At 40.8% G+C, this 21,010-nt stretch carries 20 protein-coding genes; 15 read left to right on the top strand and 5 right to left on the bottom strand.

What is annotated here, in order from left to right:
• Positions 1 to 1,908 precede the first annotated feature (1,908 nt).
• From CPBP_RS05430 to CPBP_RS05410, 5 genes are all read right to left on the bottom strand, one after another.
• Entirely contained in the window at positions 1,909 to 2,739 is an 831-nt protein-coding gene (locus CPBP_RS05430; protein WP_350331845.1) for a CBS domain-containing protein, read from the bottom strand.
• Between the two features lie 6 nt (positions 2,740 to 2,745).
• On the bottom strand, positions 2,746 to 3,270 hold the full coding sequence (gene ybeY, locus CPBP_RS05425) for an rRNA maturation RNase YbeY (RefSeq protein ID WP_350331844.1): 525 nt from the start codon (positions 3,268 to 3,270) through the stop codon (positions 2,746 to 2,748).
• A gap of 1 nt (position 3,271) precedes the next feature.
• The gene (locus CPBP_RS05420) at positions 3,272 to 4,258 is read right to left on the bottom strand and encodes a PhoH family protein (RefSeq protein ID WP_350331843.1); all 987 of its coding nucleotides are present in this window, start codon (positions 4,256 to 4,258) and stop codon (positions 3,272 to 3,274) included.
• A gap of 19 nt (positions 4,259 to 4,277) precedes the next feature.
• On the bottom strand, positions 4,278 to 5,657 hold the full coding sequence (miaB, locus tag CPBP_RS05415; protein WP_350331842.1) for a tRNA (N6-isopentenyl adenosine(37)-C2)-methylthiotransferase MiaB: 1,380 nt from the start codon (positions 5,655 to 5,657) through the stop codon (positions 4,278 to 4,280).
• A 111-nt stretch (positions 5,658 to 5,768) separates the two neighbouring features.
• Positions 5,769 to 6,455, bottom strand: coding sequence for a hypothetical protein (locus CPBP_RS05410; RefSeq protein WP_350331841.1), 687 nt, complete (start codon positions 6,453 to 6,455; stop codon positions 5,769 to 5,771).
• Positions 6,456 to 6,666: 211 nt separating this feature from the next.
• Between CPBP_RS05410 and CPBP_RS05405 the strand changes: the two genes are divergently transcribed.
• The 15 genes from CPBP_RS05405 to CPBP_RS05335 all read left to right on the top strand — a co-directional run bounded on the left by CPBP_RS05405 (position 6,667) and on the right by CPBP_RS05335 (position 21,004).
• Positions 6,667 to 7,782, top strand: coding sequence for a hypothetical protein (locus CPBP_RS05405; RefSeq protein ID WP_350331840.1), 1,116 nt, complete (start codon positions 6,667 to 6,669; stop codon positions 7,780 to 7,782).
• A 55-nt stretch (positions 7,783 to 7,837) separates the two neighbouring features.
• Complete coding sequence (locus CPBP_RS05400; RefSeq protein WP_350331839.1) at positions 7,838 to 8,335, top strand: hypothetical protein; 498 nt, start codon at positions 7,838 to 7,840, stop codon at positions 8,333 to 8,335.
• 7 nt (positions 8,336 to 8,342) lie between these two features.
• Positions 8,343 to 8,531: a hypothetical protein gene (locus CPBP_RS05395; RefSeq protein WP_350331838.1), complete on the top strand. Its 189-nt coding sequence runs from the start codon at positions 8,343 to 8,345 to the stop codon at positions 8,529 to 8,531.
• Between the two features lie 97 nt (positions 8,532 to 8,628).
• The gene (locus tag CPBP_RS05390) at positions 8,629 to 8,871 is read left to right on the top strand and encodes an acyl carrier protein (RefSeq protein WP_350331837.1); all 243 of its coding nucleotides are present in this window, start codon (positions 8,629 to 8,631) and stop codon (positions 8,869 to 8,871) included.
• A gap of 16 nt (positions 8,872 to 8,887) precedes the next feature.
• Complete coding sequence (gene fabF, locus CPBP_RS05385; RefSeq protein WP_350331836.1) at positions 8,888 to 10,153, top strand: beta-ketoacyl-ACP synthase II; 1,266 nt, start codon at positions 8,888 to 8,890, stop codon at positions 10,151 to 10,153.
• Entirely contained in the window at positions 10,146 to 11,165 is a 1,020-nt protein-coding gene (mltG, locus tag CPBP_RS05380; RefSeq protein ID WP_350331835.1) for an endolytic transglycosylase MltG, read from the top strand. The genes fabF and mltG overlap by 8 nt, the downstream gene beginning before the upstream one ends.
• Complete coding sequence (gene gmk, locus CPBP_RS05375) at positions 11,158 to 11,811, top strand: guanylate kinase (protein WP_350331834.1); 654 nt, start codon at positions 11,158 to 11,160, stop codon at positions 11,809 to 11,811. The genes mltG and gmk overlap by 8 nt, the downstream gene beginning before the upstream one ends.
• Complete coding sequence (locus tag CPBP_RS05370) at positions 11,798 to 13,870, top strand: transglycosylase domain-containing protein (RefSeq protein ID WP_350331833.1); 2,073 nt, start codon at positions 11,798 to 11,800, stop codon at positions 13,868 to 13,870. The genes gmk and CPBP_RS05370 overlap by 14 nt, the downstream gene beginning before the upstream one ends.
• Positions 13,870 to 14,502 (top strand): ribonuclease D, encoded by a 633-nt coding sequence (locus tag CPBP_RS05365; RefSeq protein ID WP_350331832.1) that lies wholly within the window; start codon positions 13,870 to 13,872, stop codon positions 14,500 to 14,502. Before CPBP_RS05370 ends, CPBP_RS05365 begins: the two co-directional genes overlap by 1 nt.
• A gap of 19 nt (positions 14,503 to 14,521) precedes the next feature.
• Positions 14,522 to 15,142, top strand: a complete 621-nt coding sequence (locus tag CPBP_RS05360) for a hypothetical protein (protein WP_350331831.1) — start codon at positions 14,522 to 14,524, stop codon at positions 15,140 to 15,142.
• Positions 15,143 to 15,200: 58 nt separating this feature from the next.
• Complete coding sequence (gene lpdA, locus CPBP_RS05355) at positions 15,201 to 16,598, top strand: dihydrolipoyl dehydrogenase (RefSeq protein ID WP_350331830.1); 1,398 nt, start codon at positions 15,201 to 15,203, stop codon at positions 16,596 to 16,598.
• Positions 16,599 to 16,766: 168 nt separating this feature from the next.
• Positions 16,767 to 17,672: a lipoyl synthase gene (gene lipA, locus CPBP_RS05350; protein WP_350331829.1), complete on the top strand. Its 906-nt coding sequence runs from the start codon at positions 16,767 to 16,769 to the stop codon at positions 17,670 to 17,672.
• Positions 17,656 to 18,093, top strand: a complete 438-nt coding sequence (locus CPBP_RS05345; RefSeq protein ID WP_350331828.1) for a type II toxin-antitoxin system RatA family toxin — start codon at positions 17,656 to 17,658, stop codon at positions 18,091 to 18,093. Before lipA ends, CPBP_RS05345 begins: the two co-directional genes overlap by 17 nt.
• The gene (locus CPBP_RS05340; RefSeq protein ID WP_350331827.1) at positions 18,083 to 18,820 is read left to right on the top strand and encodes a tRNA1(Val) (adenine(37)-N6)-methyltransferase; all 738 of its coding nucleotides are present in this window, start codon (positions 18,083 to 18,085) and stop codon (positions 18,818 to 18,820) included. Before CPBP_RS05345 ends, CPBP_RS05340 begins: the two co-directional genes overlap by 11 nt.
• A gap of 261 nt (positions 18,821 to 19,081) precedes the next feature.
• Positions 19,082 to 21,004, top strand: a complete 1,923-nt coding sequence (locus tag CPBP_RS05335) for a hypothetical protein (RefSeq protein WP_350331826.1) — start codon at positions 19,082 to 19,084, stop codon at positions 21,002 to 21,004.
• The last annotated feature ends 6 nt before the right edge of the window (positions 21,005 to 21,010 follow it).

Raw genomic sequence — 21,010 nt, 5'->3', positions numbered from 1 at the left:
AAGCAGAGCAGGAGACTGTAATGATACACATGCTGCACCAGCTATCGCAGTAACTGCAACGTTTCAACACACGTGAATCAACTATCGCTTTATGGCTTAAGGGCATTTGAGTCAGCAATCTGAGGTTACATTCGTTGGATTAGGTTGAGTGTGGTTGGAGATGTGGCAACGTATCGTTGGCAGCATGATGCTGCGCCCGATATGTTGAGTTGAGTGTGGTTGGAGATATGGCAACGTGACGTTGCATCCATTAGGATAGATTGAGTGTGTGATGGGAGATGTGGAAGAATGAGGAGGATGATGAGGAATTTGAACCTACCTTCGGCGCAGGAGGGGTAAGGGTGAAAAATGAATTTGAGATGTTTTTGAGTTTGGTAGTGTTTTAGTTCCCTTGTTGTTGTTTGAAAGCGCTGTGTTTGCAGCTTTCAAAGTTAAGTTATATAAAATCCGTGTCAGGTCACATCGGATCTAACTTAGCGGATGCAACGGCAGGTTGCAAGCGTCACGCTGTAGTTGTTTAGTTTTAAAACCGAGTGAATCCCCAGTAACCCGCACGTGCAAAAAGAACCCCATTTCTTACACGAATGGGGAAAGGCGGACTTTAGTATACTATACAAGTCGGTGTTTTACGAGCCCGTCGGCTCTAGGGGTTGTTTACAGGGCTGTGACTACTGATCGGGTAGTTTGAGTTCCTGTACTGGGGATTCGGTTCGGCACGTCTATGTATTTCAACAAAAGTTAGATCATTTGGCTGAAAGTTTCAAAGACGTAGAACGAAAAAAGGCTACCCAGGTTTTTGGGTAGCCTCTTCGCAATTCTACTTATTAGTATACATATAGAATTTGGAAAGTCAAGAGCAAACTGCGATTGGCAGCCTAAGGCTGCATCCTATAGATTAATCCGACCTGCTCTGACACAGATTGTAAAAAACAACCTGGCGCCTGCTTAAGTTATCAATTTAAAACGGTCAAGAACCCACTGGGTGCAGCCTCAGGTTGGCATAAATGAGAGAGTTGATACAGCAGTGGTATGCCGGGAGAGATTCGAGAGGCACAATGTGTTAGTTGCTTATAATCCGTGTCTGTGCGAATCGGATCTAATCTATTGAGTCCAGCGTCACGCTGGTTTGTCAATCTTTTGTTAACGATTATGAGATATAGTAACTTTAGAGAGCTCATACAGTATTATTTTTGCCCACCGTTTCGAGAAGAAATGACGGATTGCTTCGTCTATTTAGTTTCGATTTAGGGAGTGGGTTTTGTCCCCCCACCCGAAGGTCACTGAGGGTGTCTAGGGCGGGGGGTGGTAAAAAAATCGCATTAACTCAATCTTAACCTTTATTAACCCCAGATTAACGACAACCTGCGGTTGCATCCGATAAATTAGCTTGAACATGTTTTGAGGCGCGTTGTAAGAAATGAAATTTCTAACTGTAATAATGTCGTTTTGTAATCCTTGTCTGTGCGAATCGGATCTGACCCATTGGGTCTAGTGTCACGTTGGCGGCTCAAGGGCGCTTTGCGCGCCAGAGCGGCGGTTGCCGCTATCAAATCGCGTTGCGATTTGCTTGAGCCGCATAAAGACAGAGGTCGGCATACATGAGAGAGTTGATACAGCTGGCAGCATGCTGCTGCACCCGATGAGTTAGATCGGGTGTGGTTTGCACGGATTCAATTTTTACAAACATCATTACCTAATAGATGCAACCGCACGTTGCTAGGAGAAAACCTGCGCCGCGCACAATGTGAGAAGATCACAGGTAGTCGTTGACAACGAGGCTCCCCCACGATTGCAGACAGCTGAATTGACTTCAGAGCGCCTCGAAAAATTTATTTTTCTTCATTCCACCGTATGTCAATTTTATCCGTACTTGGCTATATCTAATGGGTCCAGGGATCATCCCTAGCGTCACGCTGCTGGAATATTTCGCACAATCAATGTTTTTATAAATCGCACATTACAATCCACAATTTGAAACTCAACACCTGATGGATGCTTCACAATTTCATTGCGTGCTGGAATATGCCCCGCCAAAAAGAAAATCAACCCACCCAACGTATCGATGTCTTCATCCTTTTTTAAGGTCGGTGTAAACAAGGCTCCATATCGATCTTCGAATTCTTCTAATGTGACTCGCGCACTTACCAGCACCGAACCATCTTCATTTTCTTGCAGCACTGTGTCTGCTATTTCACGTTCATTCTCTTCTAAACGGCCAATTACTTTTTCAACGATATCTTCAGCCGTAATAATCCCGTCAACACCACCATACTCATCTGCGATCAACGCAATACGCTGACCACGCAACCGCATTTTATGCAACACGTCTAAGACCGATGTACTGGGCGCAACCACCATGGCTTCACGCACATGTTCACGCAATACAAACGTGTCGACGCTCTCAATGCTTTTTATTAAATCTCGTGCAGCAAAGAATCCAATTAAATTATCCAATGTCGTTCTGTATACAGGATAATATGAATGAGGGTAATCTGATAAAACTTTGGTGATTTCTGCAACCGGCGCTGTCACCTCAATTGCAATAATGTCTGCCCTGGGAACTGCCACATCGCTGGCATCCAAATTTGATACCTCAACCATGTGCGATGCAATTTCTCGACGTTCATCGGCTGCTAATGGTTTAACCCCATTTAACCGAGGTGTTGATTCTTTTTTTGAAAACACATTTGAAATGCGTTGTAATATCGAAGGTTCGTCAGAAGACTGAGATTTGTTCATAATCCTTTATACCATATATGAAGAGTCTGATTCGTAAGGGTTTGGAATGTTATGGTGGTGCAAAATATCCACCTCTAATGATTCCATAAGTTCTGCATCACTGTCTGTCTCGTGATCATATCCGATTAAATGTAATGTACTATGAACTATAAGATGAGCTAAATGATGATGCATTAATTTCTGTTGTTGCATTATTTCATGTTGAATCGTGTCAATACTTAATACTATATCCCCCAACAAAACACAAGCATCCAAATGCTTCATCGTTGACAGATCAACTTCTTGTGGAAACGACAAGACATTCGTGGGTTTATCTTTGCCTCGATAATCTCGATTTAACTCTCTGATATCGTCATCGTTCGTAAGCACAACACTGACTTCAAGGTTCTTTGGAATCTGCAATACAATATCCGGATGAGATAAAGCTGCAACAATGTACGTCTGCAAGAATGATTCAATTGGCTCATTCACTACTTTTTTCCAACGTGCATCTTCTAACGAAATTTGTACATCCAAAGACAATGAACTCATATCAGTTTAATCCCTTTCGACGTTGTACTTCTTTATCATACGCTTTTACTATTTTTGCAATTAAGGGATGACGCACCACATCTTCACTTGAAAATTCTAATATGCCAACGCCTTCAATGTCTTTTAATATTTGGGTTGCCTCAAACAATCCAGATCGCATACCGACGGGTAAGTCTACTTGGCTCATATCGCCCGCCACAACCATGCGGCTGCCCTGCCCCAATCGGGTTAATAACATTTTCATTTGAACTGATGTTGTATTTTGGGCTTCATCCACAATAATGAATGACTTACCCAAGGTACGCCCTCGCATAAACGCTAACGGAGCAATCTCAATTTCACCCGTTTCCATTTTTTTGACGACCTCTTCAGGGTTCAGAAAATCATGCAACGCATCATAAATAGGACGCAAATACGGATCCACTTTTTCCCGCATATCTCCAGGCAGAAAGCCCAGTTTCTCACCGGCTTCAACAGCAGGACGCGACAATATAATCCGTTGAACTTCGCCTTCTAATAACTTTGCAACAGCAATGGCAACGGCTAAATACGTCTTACCTGTTCCTGCAGGTCCCACACCAAATGTCAGTTCGTTCTTTAAGATAGTTTCAATATACTTTTGCTGATTGACTGTTCTGGGCTTCAAGATTTTTTTACGTGTTTTAATTTGCAAGGGCTCAATATCCCCAGTAAATGGAGCATGATGCTCTTCTTCATAACGCTCTAAACTTCCAAGTGCTCCATGAACATCATCCGCGGTGACTTTGAATCCTTTTTTCGCTAAATCATACAAATGAATAACCACTCGTTCAGCTGCTGAAACATCATCTTTAGCCCCTGAAATAAACAGTGTATTTCCACGCTCTGAAATTGAAACATTCAGCTTATGTTCAATGATCCGCAGGTGAATATCCTGACCGCCGTAAACTAATCCCAGCAGCCGATTGTCTTCTAATTCAAAACTTAAGGTCTCTTCAAACTCTGCCAATATACTAATCCTTTTTTTATTATGTGTGGTGTATATGCTCTTGGGTTACCATTTTTCCAGCTAAACTAAACTGAGTCGCACCTTCAATATCCACGGTCACTATCTGACCCAACAACCGGTGTGGAGCATCCAAGTGAACCGATTGTAAATAAGGTGATCTACCGATCAATTGACCTGGATGACGTCCTTCTTTTTCAAGCAATACGGTCATTGGCTTACCCACCCTACTTATATTAAACGCTAGCTGTTGTTCACGCAACAATTCTTGCAAAATTTGTAACCTACTATCTTTTATATCTTCATTTACTTGATATTCTATTAACGCAGCAGGAGTTCCTGGTCGAATACTGTATTTAAATGAATAGGCTTGAACATATCCAATATCCCGCACCAACTGCAATGTATCTTCAAAATCTTGATCCGTTTCCCCAGGAAATCCAACAATAAAATCAGATGACATTCCGATATTGGGTTGTATGTCTCTTAATTTATCAACGATACGACGATAATCATCCGCCGTATGTTTACGATTCATTGCCTTTAATATTGCATCTGAACCTGCCTGAATCGGCAAATGGAAATACGGCATTAAATGGGGAATATCTCGATGCGCTGCATATAATTCATCATGCATGTCTTTTGGGTGAGACGTCGTATATCGAATGCGTTCAATGCCATCAATTTCTGCAATTGCAAATAACAATCGCCCCATTGACCATTCTTTTCCATCCGGACCAATACCATGAAATGCTGTAACATTTTGTCCCAACAACGTAATCTCTTTAACGCCTAAAGTTACCAAATGTTTTGCTTCTTTAATAATGGCATCAATAGGTCTGGAATATTCCGTCCCACGGGTATACGGAACCACACAAAACGTACAGAACTTATCGCACCCTTCTTGAATCGACAGAAACGCAGCCCCTTTGTGATTGTCTGGGCTTGGCATCGGCAGCAAATCAAACTTTGACTCAACCGGAAAATCAACATCCAATACCGCAGGCTTTCCATTGGCTGCTAATGAACGATAGGCCTGTGCAATCATCTCGGGTAACTTATGATACGATTGAGGGCCAAACACCATATCCACACACGGCTTCCGACGAGTGATCTCTTCACCCTCCGCCTGCGCCACACATCCAGCAATCGCCAAAATCATGTATTCGCCTTTTGCCGCCTTTGCGTCTTTATACGGCTCTAACCGTCCAATGTCCGAATACAACTTGTGCTCAGCTTTTTCACGAATATGACACGTATTCAATATAATCATGTCCGCATCATCAGGAACATCCGACAGCTTGTAACCAAGCGGTTTCAATAGATCAATCATTCTGTCAGAATCATACATGTTCATCTGACATCCATAGGTTTTTACGAATAGTTTTTTTGTGGCCGACATTTGGATTCTCTCTTAAAACTGGGTACAGTCATACATAATGTATATGCCATCAGAAATCAAGAGCTGATCCTTTTTAGACTTGATAAGAGCTTTAACATCGAGATCCTATCATCAATTAGTTTTCGGGGGTTCCAACAGATGAGCACTAGCAGTATGAGCATCAGCAGTATGAGCATCAGCAGTATGAGCATCAGCATCAGCATGATGACACCCTAGATGCTGTATAGCATGCATCAGGTGACATGCTGAGTACACAAAGACAGCACATGAACATATCAAAGATACAATTTCACATTCTTTTTCAATTACGTTTAGTAGAGAGTCACCCGCCATAGATGCAAAGACATCCGCAAACAATATTATTGTTAAAAAAGTCCTTCCAGTTAATTGAACAATTTTTTGCTTAATAGGATTTACATCATTATTTATACTTCCAACCTCTTTGTAAATCTCTGCTGATAAATCATAATGGCTAATGCTATGTGCCAAATATGAGAGAAAAGCACACCAACATGTTGTAGTGAGCAGTTGATCTCTTTTATGATGATCACTGTCCCAAAGATATAATGCAAAACTAGTTAAGCTTATATCAGTGGCAGAAGAAAGAGTTGTACACAATGGTGGAGCAAGAACAAACACCGCCTTATAAATCGAACAACACCCCTCATTAGAATTAATACCATTAAGAATGCATTCATTCCCTGCATCAAATACTGCGTTAAAGGGATTGGAACATGAAGAACTTATGGGATTCATACAAAATACTAACAATACTACTTTAAATATTAATCTGTTCATTTGCATCTCCTTTTAATACTCTTTCATTCTACAGAAATTGATTTAGCATTAAAAATAAAAATCCTTTTATAGAGTTTTGGCAAACAGGCCTCAGAAATCAAGAACTGATCCTTTTACCTTGACTTTTATAAAATTTTTATCTAAATGGTTCTTTCATAGTTTCCCTGTATCGGCAGCTTGTCCTGTAAATCTTTAACTTAGGTTCAAAATTATGAAAACACTTTTTTTTAGCATCCTATTCATTGAAAACTTCTTCTTATCCACGCCAATAGCGTCAGAATATTCTAAAGAAGAATTTGAACACCAAATATTAACAACCAATGACACTGTCACAAGGCTAAGGTCGGTAGCCTTTTCTGCAGTTTCAGGTCCTTTGACACTCCATACACGTCAAGATGATCTCTCAATAGCACAAGATACTTTAAAGAGTTTACTAGACGATTATGCAACCCTTACCGGTGAACATTTCATTTTACCAACCGAAACATCTCCTGTAGATTCTACTTTATCAGAAATCTCAATTGTATTATCCGTCTCACCAACAGATACTTCTTCTTCAGAACAATATCAAGAAGATCTCGAAGAGCAAATACTAGCAACACAGGCAAATTACGATAGACTATTAAGGATGACTTTTCCTTCAACCGAAAATCCCTCCATGTTCAAGTCAAACCAAGAAAATCTCTCAACAGTACAAAATATTTTAATAAGTTTATTAGACGACTATTTCGCCCTTACCGGTGAACATTTCATTTTATCAACCGAATCAAGGACCACTCCTGAGCCCACAGAGGGCTTAACTTCAGAGGACTCAACTTCAGATACTTTCACCTCAGAGCAATTTAAAGAAGTACTCGAACTCACGCACGAAATATTAACAATATATAACGATGTCATTAAACTAGCCGCGATACGCACACCTCTAAACGCAGATCCTTCAAAGTTCAAAGAAGGACAAGAAGATCTCTCAATAGCACAATCGATTTTAGCAAACTTACTAGAGGATTATTTCACCCTTACCGGTGAACATTTCATTTTACCAACCGAATCAAGGACTATTCCTGAGCCCACAGAAGAAGCGACAGTTTACACCCCCCCAATAGATACCCTTCAAATTAACACCTCTGTTCATTATAATGGATTTAGGACAATATATGTTGGTCGAAACAAAGGAAATATTTCAATAGAAAGTCTTCTAAAGGAAGCCCAACAAAATTGTTTGCTTCCCGTTCGGTTTGCTGATCCTGACAAGAACTTATGTCAGCTTGAACTTGTCAAGCCAAACAAAACACCCGCGAAACCAGCTGAGCAATCCTCAGCAATGTAAACATAAACATCTTCATCACAAACTTATAGTTTTTTATCAAAGGTCTTTTTATCACATGAAAACAATAATCTTAAGTATCCTTATTTGTGGAACGTTTATCTCACAAAACAGCGGCGCATTTGTGGAAATGTCAACAGATCAAGCATCCAAAATATGCCGCTTACAATCTAATATTGACAATGAGAAAAGCCGCTTAACAGAGCTATACGAATTACTTACCCTACCTGAATATCAAGATCAGACAGATTTCTACACGCAAGAGTTGCTGAACAAGGTAGAAGAAAGTATCGCCATAATAGAATACTATCAGGATTGTTTGGCGCACCTCAACACTTCACAAAAAAGCATCGAAGATAAACCTCAAAAAAACTCTCCAGATCTTGGCAATAACGATTGTTCTTTCAGTCATATGTATCCCAACAGATCTTTTGAAAGTCTGATGCAAGAAGCTCAACTAAACTGTCTTGGGCCGGTTGAACTTGTTTTGCACAAAGATCGTTATTTTCACATCCCAAAACCTACAACATCTAGCCCTGTACAACGCACACAGTAGCAACAACATGGCTGTATTTAGTTTGAAAGCAGATCTTTCCATGGTGTTGCATTATGCAGTTCGAACAATCGCATTAACGTATAGCGGCAACTGCCGCTTGGCACGTTCAGAGTCCGAAAACAAACAAAAACACACATCGCTGATCCTGCTTTTTCCCTATGAATACTGGGTTTATCCAATGAAACAAAAAGAATGATATAAAGTACTAGACAGTCTGAAAAAAAAACCTATAATACGAATTGTTTTTAACCTCTTGGTAAAAAACATTTAAGCATTTAAAAAAAGGATTCAACATGAGTGACCAAATTTTTCAACGCGTAAAACAAATTATTGTTAAACAACTTGGCGTTGATGAAGATAAAGTAACCTTAGAAGCACGTTTCATCGATGACCTAGGTGCAGATAGCTTAGACACAGTAGAAGTTGTTATGGCATTTGAAGAAGAGTTCGGTTGCGAAATTTCCGACGATGCATCTCAAAAAATTATGAGCGTTCAGGATGCGGTAAGCTTCCTTTCTGAAAACGCTACAAAATAACCCACTTATTTTTATTATGAAACGCCGCATTGTCGTTACAGGATTAGGTTTAGTTACTCCGCTAGGTTGCGGTGTTGAAACAACCTGGCAAAACCTAATTGCTGGCAAATCAGGCATCAGTAGAATTACTGCTTTTGACCCTGAAAAATTCACATGCCAAGTTGCCGGCCAAGTTCCCAACGGAACCGAGCCGGGTCAATTTGACATTAACGCTTATGTCCCCTTCAAGGATCAGAAAAAGATGGATCGATTCATCCATCTTGGATTAGCAGCTGCTAAAATGGCACTTGAAGACGCTAACTGGATGCCAACGGACGAATCTGAAAAAGAACGCACCGGTGTTTCCTTAGGCGCTGGTATCGGCGGACTCCCTGAAATTGAACGTTCAGCAATTACCCTTCATGAAAGCGGCCCTCGCCGTGTAAGTCCATTTTTTATTCCAGCATCCTTGATCAACTTGTTATCAGGTCATGTTTCAATTAACTATGGATTCAAAGGGCCCAATCACGCTGTGGTTACTGCATGTGCTAGCGGAGTTCACTCCATTGGCGATGCTGCCCGCATGATTCTGCACGGTGATGCTGACGTGATGGTGGCAGGTGCTTCCGAATCCTCTGTATGCCCCATTGGCATTGGTGGTTTCGCAGCCTTACGCGCACTTTCAACCAAATATAACGATACTCCTGAAAAAGCATCTCGCCCCTGGGATAAAGACCGCGATGGTTTTGTCATGGGTGAAGGATCTGGGATCATTGTATTAGAAGAACTGGAACACGCCTTAAAACGTGGCGCAAAAATTTATGCCGAATACAAAGGGTATGGTATGTCTAGTGATGCCTATCATATGACATCCCCCCCCGAAGACGGCAATGGTGCATACCGCGCTATGAAAGCAGCCTTACGTGATGCTGGTTTAACTGCCGATCAGTTAGATTACATCAATGCACATGGAACATCGACACCCGTTGGCGACGTTATTGAACATCGTGCTGTAAAACGCTTATTAGACGGTGCATCACATAATCTTTCAATGTCATCCACAAAATCTGCAATCGGTCACTTACTGGGCGCTGCAGGTGGTGTTGAAACTATATTTTGTATTCTCGCGATGCGTGACCAAATTGTTCCACCAACGTTAAACCTAGACAACCCTGACGAAGAATGTGATCTGGACTTAGTTCCAAAGGTTGCAAAAAAACGTAAGGTTGAACACGTATTATGTAACTCATTTGGATTCGGGGGTACTAACGCATCCATTGTATTCTCGAAATGGAATGGTTAAACGAATTCTAAATAGCCTTAAACAGAGCGCTTCTCTAAAGTGGCGCTCTTTTTACATCCTGCCCCTCGTTCTAATAGTCTGTACTTTTCTTCTTGCTTTAATCAGTCTGGTACATATTTTCACCAGTCCTTATAACTTTATTGAGAAAGAAATCAATATCCCTAAACATGCCAGAACTTGGGATACGTTAAACAAACTGTATCATGAAGGCATCCTTCCGCATCCCATCATTACTATTAGTGGAGCCCTTTTTATCAACGGTTCCCCTAAAATCATGGCGGGTGATTACGTCTTCAAAGCTGGAGCATCCCCTCAAGAAATGATGACTATGTTACACAAGGGATGGGTATTAGCCCATCGATTAACCTTTCCAGAAGGATGGACAGCGCACGAAATCCTGACAGAGATTAACAACGATCAGCGTCTATCTGGGACAATCTCTGGAACAATTTCAGAAGGTAGCGTCTTTCCATCGACTTATTACATTCATCGCAATCAAGATCGCAACAAATTGATTCAAACGATGACTAAAACAATGGATAAAGTCACCCATGAATTAATGCAATCCAACAAAAATCCATTTATCAAAACGTCAAAAGACCTTATTGTCTTTGCATCGATGCTTGAACGCGAAGCCGCCAACCCAGATGAACTTTCAAAGATATCTGGTGTGTTCATCAATCGATTAAATAAAGGCATGCGATTACAATCCGACCCAACCGTCATCTACGGAATAACGCTTGGAAAATCGAGTTTAGGTCGTCCTGTTAACCGTCAAGATCTAAAGGTTGATTCTGATTACAATACATATACTCGATCTGGGTTACCCAAAGGCCCCATTTGTTGTCCAGGACTTGCGGCCCTTGAAGCCGCAGCACATCCTGCAACAACCAATGAATTATACTTTGTTCTAGAACACGATGGTAAAGCACATCGTTTTTCGATAACCTACAAAGAACACTTAGAACACATTCGCCGCATACGAAACGCATTAAAGGTCGCAAATGAATAACCACATCAAACGCAGAGGCATGTTAATTATTTTATCGTCTCCCTCAGGGGCAGGTAAAACAACGGTCGCGACAGCTCTGTTAAACGCTGATATCAATTTACATAAGTCAGTTTCTGCAACGACACGCTCTCCCCGTCCTCAAGAAGAACAGGGAAAAGACTATGTCTTCATTTCAAAAGATGAATTCTTGCATCATGTTGAAAATGATAATTTTGCTGAACATGCAAATGTGTTTGGCAATCACTATGGGACCTTCAAATCCACTGTGGACGAGGCCATTGAAAATGGACGGGATGTCTTGTTTGTGATTGACTGGCAGGGCACTCAACAATTAGTCCAAACCTATGCCCATGACATGGTGCGTGTTTTTATGCTACCCCCAACCTTTGAAGACCTTAAACTGCGTCTTGAAAATCGCAAATCTGACAGCCCAGATGTCATTAACCAACGTCTATTAAAAGCATCCGATGAAATGTCGCATTGGGCAGAATACGATTATGTGGTCATTAACAAAGACTTAGATCAAACTATTGACGCCATTCACGACATCATCAAAAGTGAACGCTTGCGCAGACTGCGCCAAATTGATTTAGTCGACTTTATTAACACTTTACGAAAAGCAGGAGAAGCCTATGGCGAAAACTAAAAATACAAAGCCATCTCCAAAACCTCGAAAAAAAAGCTGGCTCAGACGATTGTTTAAATTGAGTCTATGGGGGCTATTAGCATTAGGGATCATTATTGCCTGGTATAGCTACGACCTGCCGAATATTCGCACATTAGAAGATTCCGAACGAAAACCCAGTATTACAATGGTCACAAAAGATGGTGACATGTTGACAACCTATGGTGACTTATATGGCACCACGATCACTTTGGATAAAGTTCCTAAATATGTACCCCAAGCCGTACTTGCAATCGAAGACCATCGGTTTTATGAACACATTGGTATTGATCTGATTTCATTCACGCGAGCCCTGTTTAATAACGTTATTCGTGGAAAGGTTGTTCAAGGGGGCAGCAGCATTACCCAACAGTTAGCCAAGAACTTTTTATTGGCCAAAAAGAAATTTCACTATACTGATCGATCCCTTCGTCGAAAAGTACAGGAACTTTTGGTGTCACTGTGGTTAGAATATCATTTCACAAAAGATCAAATTTTATCTGTCTATTTAAACCGTATTGATTTCGGTGCGGGTGTTTATGGCTTTGATGCTGCGGCACAACGCTATTTTTTCAAACCCCTCAGCGAGGTCAGCATTTTTGAAGCGGGTATTTTAGCCGGCATGTTAAAAGCCCCAACTCGTTATAATCCACTGCGCCACCCCAAAGCCTCTGCAGACCGCGGAACGACTGTCGTTAAAAAGATGATCGAATACAACTACATCTCCAAATCAAGTGGTGACGCAGAAATAAAACTTGGGAAAGATCGACTTCTTAACCGCAGAGCTGACACTGGATCGTATCGTTATTTTACAGACTGGATTATGGATACGCTGCCAAGTTACCTTGGATATATCGATCGTGACTTAGTTGTTGTTACCAGCCTTAACCTGCGAGCGCAAGAAGCTGCTACAAAATCCATTCAAACCATGATTGCTCAAAATGGTGAAAAGCTTGGCTTTCAACAAATGGCTTTGGTATCCATGAATTTAGATGGCGAAGTCATTGCCATGGTCGGTGGAAAAGATTATAGTCGCAGCCAATTCAATCGTGTTACACAAGCATTACGTCAGCCCGGTTCTGCCTTTAAATCCTTTGTGTATATGGCTGCTTTTGAAAATGGATCAAAACCCAGCGACATCATGAATGATGCTCAGCAGTCTTACGGAAAATGGCGACCAAAAAACATCTACAATCAATACCGTGGCGATCTAACGATTGAAGAAGCCTTTGCGTATTCTAGCAACACGATTACTGTTAAACTATTGCAACAAACAGGTGTTGGGAAATTAATCAATCTCGTTCGACGTCTGGGTATTAATACAAAACTGGAACGCAACCTTACGATTGCGTTGGGATCTGGCGAAGTCACTCTATTCGATATGACATCAGCTATTGGGGTTGTTGCAAATGGTGGTTACGAAATGTACCCCCATGGTGTTGTGGAAATTCGCGATAAAGCCACTAATGAAGTTTTATATAAATCAGGCACTCCTCATTTAAGAAAATTATTAGATGACCAGGTTGTTCAATATACAGATCAGATATTCTCAGCCTCTGTTCAATACGGAACCAGTAAGCGTTCAAAGCTGAATAACAATATTCCATCTGCTGGAAAAAGTGGAACAACTCAAAAACACCGTGATGGTTGGTTCGTTGGATATGTCAAACATCGTAACGGACCCATCACTGGGATTTGGACTGGAAACGATGATGACTCTCCCACTAAAGGCATAGTGGGTGGAATTATCCCTGCTGAAACTTGGAAAATGTATCATGACATGTGGGTAACACCTCAACCTCAGGATGAAGAACACACAGTTGAGTTAAATCATCCCCATGAAACAACAACAGAACCTGCACCGATCGAAGACGATATGCCCGCAGCTGAAGGATCACTTGATGGGATTGATCAGGTATTAAGCTTAATACAACCTGATACTGCTAACGAAGCGTTAACAGACGAAGAAGCTGAAATTACACCAGAATCACTGGCTCGCGAAAATGAAACTGAAGATGAAACAGAAAAGGATGAAGAATAATGAACATTACCTATCACATTGGAGACTTGCCGAACGATGTTAAATTTATTGGCAGCGTTGCTGTTGACACAGAAGCCATGGGTCTAAACGTTAATCGTGATCGTTTATGCTTAGTACAACTTTCAGATGCTGATCAAAATGTTCATCTGGTACATTTTAAACCTGATACAACTTACGATGCTCCGAATCTAAAACGCCTAATGAATGACCCATCTGTCATGAAAATTTTTCATTTCGCACGGTTTGATGTTATGATGATTCAAGCGTATTTAAAGGTTCAAGTTAAATCCGTATACTGCACAAAAATCGCGTCTTACTTAACCCGCACCTACACAAACAAACACGGTCTTAAAGAACTTTGCAAAGAACTATTGAGTGTTGACCTTGCCAAACAAGAACAAACCTCCGATTGGGGTGCTGAAACGTTACGCCCAGAACAAATGGAATACGCAGCAACCGATGTCATTCACTTACACAAGTTAAAAGAAAAGTTGGACGTTGTGTTACGCCGGGAAAACCGAACTGAAATTGCAAACAATTGTTTTGAATTTTTGAATACGCGAGCCCTGCTTGATATATTAGGTATGGCACATGACGATATTTTTGCACACAGTATTAATACACGTATGTAAAATAAATTAGGAGAGCCCCATGAGATTATTTAAATATTTAACACTGTGTTTTTTGATATCCGTTACTAGCGGTGCTGATGTTCTAAAGATGGAACCCGGTCAACAATTCTGCTCTTCAGCTGCACGTAGTGTTTACTTAAAATATGTAGGTGGAAAAACTCAGCAACGTAATGGTTCATGGGGATATGAAAGAGAATTTGCACTCTATCAATTACCAGAAGGAACAAATCCACAATCGATAGGAAATATCAGACTATGTTTCTCGTCAGAGGAACGTCTGATCATGCTCGACAAATTAGAAATCTATGAAAATTTTCGCAGACGTGGTTTCGGAAAAGCCGCCATAATAGTTGGTTTTAAAATTTTTACAAATTTTGTATCTGGTGCTTTTCATACATATAGAGTTATTGTCGAAAAAGAGAATATACCCGCTAATAATTTGTATGGCGCTCTAGGGTTTAGACGATTATCAGATGCTGAACTTACAAAACTTTTCGGAACCCTAAAAGACTACGTAATCAAACTTCATAACATATTGGATCTTTCTGTAGCTGAGTTTTTGATTCAATATCCAAAACCTACGCAACAAGCTACATTACCCGACTCTGCTAAAACTATTGCGTCAGCTACTTCACGATAATGACTAAAAGGTTGAGTCAAACGCCGTTTTTCATTACACTAAACCAAAACAAATTGGGTTGATAATGAATACATTTGATTTAATCGTCATCGGCGCAGGGCCTGGCGGATATGTGGCAGCCATTCGTGCGGCTCAGCTGGGGTTAAAAACTGCAGTTGTTGAAAAAGAACACTTAGGCGGAATCTGTTTAAATTGGGGGTGCATTCCCACGAAGGCGCTCCTTCGCAGTGCAGAAGTTTACCACATGATGCAACACTTAGACGAATTTGGTTTGTCTGCGTCAAATCTGCAATTTGATATAAAAAAAATTGTGGAACGTTCACGCAAGGTTTCCTCACAGCTGGCACAAGGTGTAAAACACCTGTTAAAGAAAAACAAGGTCACGGTTTTTGATGGTATGGGATCACTCAAAAATGGTAAGACAGTTTCGGTAAAAAGTACTGACGGCAAAACAACCGACCTTACTGCAAAGAATATTATTATTGCAACTGGAGCTCGTCCGCGGATTCTTCCTGGGCTTGAACCGGACGGAAAATATATTTGGACCTATAAAGAAGCTATGATCCCAGAAACCCTTCCCAAAAAACTATTGGTTGTTGGCAGTGGTGCTATTGGATCAGAGTTTGCATCTTTTTATAATGCATTTGGTAGCGATGTCACCATCGTTGAAGTCATGGATCAAGTACTGCCTCAAGAAGACCATGAGATTTCAGAGCGTGCGAAAAAGGCATTTGAAGCAAAGGGGATTAAGATCCTAACCAAAACCACTGTTCAATCATTAAAGGTTATAAACGACAACGTTGATGCCGTTCTTAAAACTGCAACGGTCGAACACACAGAATCTTTTGATCGCGTCATTACGGCTGTTGGTGTTGTTGGAAACATTGAAAACATTGGGTTAGAATCAACCAAAATCAAAACTGAAAACACGCGAATTCTTACCAATGAGTATTGCGAAACGAATGAACCTGGAGTATACGCTATTGGTGATGTTGTTGCAGGTCCTTGGCTTGCCCACAAAGCCAGTCATGAGGGTATTTTATGTGCAGAAAAAATTGCGGGGCTGCATGCTCATTCAATTAACAAACTCAATATCCCAGGATGTACATACACATCCCCTCAAGTTGCTAGCATTGGCTTAACCGAAAAAAAAGCAAAAGAGCTTGGCTATGAATTAAACATCGGTCGATTCTCTGCCGTTGGAAATGGAAAATCCATTGCGTTGGGTGAAATGGATGGGTTCATCAAAACGATTTTTGATAAAAAGACTGGGGAATTATTGGGCGCTCATTTAATTGGTCCCGAGGTCACTGAAATGATTCAAGGATTCGGCATTGCAAAAACGTTAGAAACCACAGAATCGGAATTAATGCATACGATTTTTGCTCATCCAACATTGTCTGAAATGATGCACGAAAGTGTGCTGGACGCCTTTGGTAGAGCCATTCATTTGTAATAAGGATTGTAGATCCGGCCTCAGAGAGAATGGAAGGTTGGTACGGATTTAGAAAATACCGGATCTACAATATTAACCTACGAGTTGCTCGTATTAATAACAGTATGGTGGTATAAAGGTAAACAAACCCTTAACAAAAATATTTTTTTATTAAAGGATCGCATTTTTATGGAAAAACTTACTAAACCAAACTGGATTCGAGTCAAGGCTCCCGTTCATAAAACATACTTTGAAACAAAAGACGTTATTAAAGGGCTAAAACTGAATACCGTGTGTGAAGAGGCTGCTTGTCCAAACATAGGTGAATGCTGGTCTAAAAAACATGCAACCATTATGATCTTGGGCAGCGTGTGTACGCGCGCGTGCGCATTCTGTAATATTGCAACGGGTCGCCCCGATCAATTAGACCCCCATGAGCCTGAACGCGTTGCTGAGGCTTTAGGAAAACTTGGATTAGAACACGTTGTCATTACTTCTGTTGATCGCGATGATCTTGACGATGGAGGTGCCAATCATTTTGCGCAAGTCATTCTCGCTATTCGACAGACATCTCCTAACACAACGATTGAAGTCCTTACGCCCGATTTTCGCCGAAAAGCAAGTGCCATAGAAACAGTGGTTGCCGCCCGCCCCGATGTGTACAACCACAACTTGGAAACTGTTCCAAGGCTGTATCAAACAGTACGACCAGGTGCACGATATTTCCATTCGTTGAAACTGTTATCTCTCGTCAAAGAAATCGATCCATCTATCTTTACAAAATCAGGCATTATGGTGGGATTAGGCGAAGATACAAAGGAAGTCTATCAAGTCATGGATGATCTGCGATCTGCCGAAGTTGACTTTATGACGATTGGACAATACCTGCAACCCACGCCCAAACATCATCCTGTGATGGACTATCCACATCCTGATGCGTTTAAAGAAATGGAACAAATGGCTAGAGGCAAGGGATTCTTAATGGTCTCTGCTTCACCATTAACCCGATCATCATATCATGCTGGAGATGATTTTAAGAAACTGCGCGAAGCCCGCGAATTACACTTAAAGCAAGCCTATGCCAAAGCTTTTTAAAACTACTACTGCCCCTTATTCACATCATCAATTATTTGATCTGGTGGCAGATGTTGCAGCGTACCCTCAGTTTTTACCGTTCTGCACACAAACAGATATTCATGAAAACTCAGAAACTCATATGATTGCAGATATGCACATTGGATACAAAAGCTTTACGGGTGCATTTCAATCGAAAGTAACAAAAGAGTTTCCACACGCATTACGCATGGAACAAACCCATGGCAGCTTAAAATACTTGCACAGCGCTTGGTCATTTCAACCTCATACAACGCCTGCAGTATCAACGATTGAATTCACCATCGACTTTGAACCTTCATCTTGGTTGATAGGTAAATTGATCAATCCCATATTAGATGAAATGAGTAACGTTATGATTCAATCTTTTTTAAATAGAGCCAAAGTAATCTATGATACATAATATTGAACATACTACATTGTTTAACGGTAACGTCACTGTCTATCAACCCGAGCAAGGATATCGCTTTGCCTTGGATTCTGTTGTGTTGGCGGCGTTTACTCCGGCCAAAGATCATCAAACGGTTTTAGAGCTTGGCATCGGTGTGGGTGCCGCCTCATTAGCTCTCGCTTTTCAACATCCTAATATCACCATTCATGGTATTGAAATTCAAACGGATATTATTCCCATTACTCAAAAAAACATCGATGCAAACGGATGGACGAATCGATTTAAAGTATTCAGTGGTAATTTAACCACCCGGCTTGTTGATGGACATTATTACGATCATGTGATGATGAATCCTCCTTTCTTTGAAGGGCACACCTATACTGACTCACCCTATGCACATAAAACATTATCTCATGGAGAGAGTGATGGATTGCTTAAAGACTGGATTCATGAAGCTCACCGTGCATTAAAATCAAGAGGTTATATTACCATCGTACATACAGCCCGTCGTTTAGACGAAATATTATCGTTGCTCACTGAAAAATTTGGCGGCATTGAAGTTTTTCCTCTATGGCCAAAGTTAGGCACCCCAGCAAAACGAGTATTAGTTCGTGCACGTAAAAGTGTAAACAGCCCCATGAAATTACATGCGGGCCTGGTCTTGCATCAAGAAGATGGAACATTTACGCCTGAATCTGCACAAATTATTCATCAAGGACAAAAAATTAACGCGATTTGACATTCTTGTCAAACTGTGGTATATAAGGTTTGCAGCGCTGTGTTACTTTATATCCAAAATCGTTATTGCGTATCAATGCAATCGAACGGTATCTGAGTCTACAGATTCCTGACCATCCTTAAATTTCATGGGATGGTTCAGGAGTCCTAGCCCCCACCAAATAAAAACACCCCCATGAAGAGTTTATTAACTATTTGACAGATATAATATCCTTAAGCTCGCAAATGCGATATAGGGTGTGTAGAAATAAGAAAACAAACGATGCATATTAAACAGTTTATCACATTAGGTTTATCTGCCCTTCTTTTCGGGTGTATTGGCGAAAACTCTGATGCAAACAAAGCAACGACATCAACAACACCTGCAACTACAACGCCAACAGTTACAACGCCCAAAGCTGCAACACCCGGGACCATTGGCACGGAGCCCGCCATTTACAAACTTAGAACCGCACCTAATCGACAACTGCAAACTTATTTTCAAGGCTATGTAAAAGATAATCTACCTTTAGATAAACGAGACGAAGATGCAACCAACAGTCATCTTTCTGATATTTTAAGTGCATTGCCACTATGGTCAGCGGATACAACAAAGTGGGTTGACCAGTTTGACACCCCAACTGGAACTCCTCCTGATTCCGTCAACATTCGTATCGTCAATGACAAAGGTGGATCTGTAATTGCGGCCGATGTAACACACCTTGTCCAGAACTTACAGATGGATACAGACACGGGTCTATTTATTCCTGCAGAAAAAACTGTTCTTGCCACTAAAGTTACATTGGATCAAGCCAGCTGGATAGATATCCGTGGAAAAATGGGATCTGCTAGTTTTGATATGAAACACAACAGTATTGTTGATGTAACTAATGGATACGGCTTATTGCTTGACAGCAAACTAACCGATCTTAAATATGATGCCAATCTTGATCCAACAGGTGTATTAACGCTGATGCCTAACGGTGAAATGCGAATTGATCAAGGAGCTATTACCTTGCATAAGGCTGACATTCAGGGCTCATTAGGTGTTAGTAATGCTACGTTTAACTTTCAAACACGCCGTGATAACAAGACGGATAACATAGTATTTCTTCAAACAAAAGGAAAAGTCTATCCTTTAGATTCTGATACGTTTCCAGGTGTTATGATGACTGTAAATGGGCCTTTTCAATTTAAGCCTGGCTCAGAAATTGAAATGTTTCTAACTACGGATAAAATTTCCAAAATTGTTTTGCTCTATCCATTTTCAGATGATTCAACAAACAAACCCGTCATCGAAGGAAAAATTCGCTTTATTCCAAAGGGAGTTGAATCTTTAACCAATACAACAGGCCAAGGACTCCTGCTTATCGATTCTGATATTGGATTTTCAGCAAATATGGATCTTAGCCAACTGATCGCCGACAATACTGTATTAAAGAAAAAGCTTAGCTTAGTTAAAGCTGCTATCACTGATCCAAAGCACTCAAAACGAGAGGGAATCTTTTTAAAGATTGAAAACACCTCTTCCCTAGCCTTAAAAGCAACTGTGCCTATGCAATCTGCGATCACCTCTTTAAAGCAAGGTGAAGTAAAAGCAGCCTTATGGAATACTGTGCCATCACACGCACAAGTGGGAAACATTGTTGCAACTGAATTTTTTACAACACAGTCAACACATACAACGGCTGAAACTTCTGCTGTTTCACAACTGTTTGGATTAAAACATACACTTGATTGCGCACAAGGAAATTTGGTAATGACCCAAACGTTTAATCGTACGCAACTTTCCGATTATGTGTATCGATTTATCCCAAAATCGCACGAAGCATTTTGGATGGTGCAACATACTGTTAAATTCAATACACCCTTTAACTTAGGCAACATGACATTGACTCCTGCAGCAGGAATATCTCATTTTATGGTTGCAGAGACTGCCTTCCAAAGCGGGTTTCAAACATTGAACCCAGATATATCGTTGACGTGTGGCATAACCCATATTTCAGACACATCAAAGCTATCGATGAATATAATTACAACAGCGTTATACTCAAAAGGAACCATGGAATTAAGCGATCATGCTTGGATCATTAACAGTGGATTCAACCTGTGTTTACAAACCCCACAGTGTACCATCGCAACTGGATTATTAAATCCATTCCAATCGTCATCAGAAATGTATGTGAATATTCAGACTGATTTTTAGAAGAGA

Origin of the sequence: Candidatus Bodocaedibacter vickermanii, assembly GCF_014896945.1 — a bacterium.
Lineage (GTDB): Bacteria > Pseudomonadota > Alphaproteobacteria > UBA6184 > UBA6184 > Bodonicaedibacter > Bodonicaedibacter vickermanii.
The sequence above is the reverse complement of the archived record's forward strand: the minus strand, read 5'-3'. Positions and strand labels throughout refer to the sequence as shown.

Bases quoted from the DNA above. Each gene is read 5' to 3' on its own strand.
- CPBP_RS05430 (WP_350331845.1), bottom strand. From the start codon at position 2,739: ATGAACAAATCTCAGTCTTCTGACGAACCTTCGATATTACAACGCATT.
- ybeY (WP_350331844.1), bottom strand. From the start codon at position 3,270: ATGAGTTCATTGTCTTTGGATGTACAAATTTCGTTAGAAGATGCACGT.
- miaB (WP_350331842.1), bottom strand. From the start codon at position 5,657: ATGTCGGCCACAAAAAAACTATTCGTAAAAACCTATGGATGTCAGATG.
- CPBP_RS05410 (WP_350331841.1), bottom strand. From the start codon at position 6,455: ATGAACAGATTAATATTTAAAGTAGTATTGTTAGTATTTTGTATGAAT.
- CPBP_RS05405 (WP_350331840.1), top strand. From the start codon at position 6,667: ATGAAAACACTTTTTTTTAGCATCCTATTCATTGAAAACTTCTTCTTA.
- CPBP_RS05400 (WP_350331839.1), top strand. From the start codon at position 7,838: ATGAAAACAATAATCTTAAGTATCCTTATTTGTGGAACGTTTATCTCA.
- CPBP_RS05395 (WP_350331838.1), top strand. From the start codon at position 8,343: ATGGCTGTATTTAGTTTGAAAGCAGATCTTTCCATGGTGTTGCATTAT.
- CPBP_RS05390 (WP_350331837.1), top strand. From the start codon at position 8,629: ATGAGTGACCAAATTTTTCAACGCGTAAAACAAATTATTGTTAAACAA.
- fabF (WP_350331836.1), top strand. From the start codon at position 8,888: ATGAAACGCCGCATTGTCGTTACAGGATTAGGTTTAGTTACTCCGCTA.
- mltG (WP_350331835.1), top strand. From the start codon at position 10,146: ATGGTTAAACGAATTCTAAATAGCCTTAAACAGAGCGCTTCTCTAAAG.
- gmk (WP_350331834.1), top strand. From the start codon at position 11,158: ATGAATAACCACATCAAACGCAGAGGCATGTTAATTATTTTATCGTCT.
- CPBP_RS05370 (WP_350331833.1), top strand. From the start codon at position 11,798: ATGGCGAAAACTAAAAATACAAAGCCATCTCCAAAACCTCGAAAAAAA.
- CPBP_RS05365 (WP_350331832.1), top strand. From the start codon at position 13,870: ATGAACATTACCTATCACATTGGAGACTTGCCGAACGATGTTAAATTT.
- CPBP_RS05360 (WP_350331831.1), top strand. From the start codon at position 14,522: ATGAGATTATTTAAATATTTAACACTGTGTTTTTTGATATCCGTTACT.
- lipA (WP_350331829.1), top strand. From the start codon at position 16,767: ATGGAAAAACTTACTAAACCAAACTGGATTCGAGTCAAGGCTCCCGTT.
- CPBP_RS05345 (WP_350331828.1), top strand. From the start codon at position 17,656: ATGCCAAAGCTTTTTAAAACTACTACTGCCCCTTATTCACATCATCAA.
- CPBP_RS05340 (WP_350331827.1), top strand. From the start codon at position 18,083: ATGATACATAATATTGAACATACTACATTGTTTAACGGTAACGTCACT.
- CPBP_RS05335 (WP_350331826.1), top strand. From the start codon at position 19,082: ATGCATATTAAACAGTTTATCACATTAGGTTTATCTGCCCTTCTTTTC.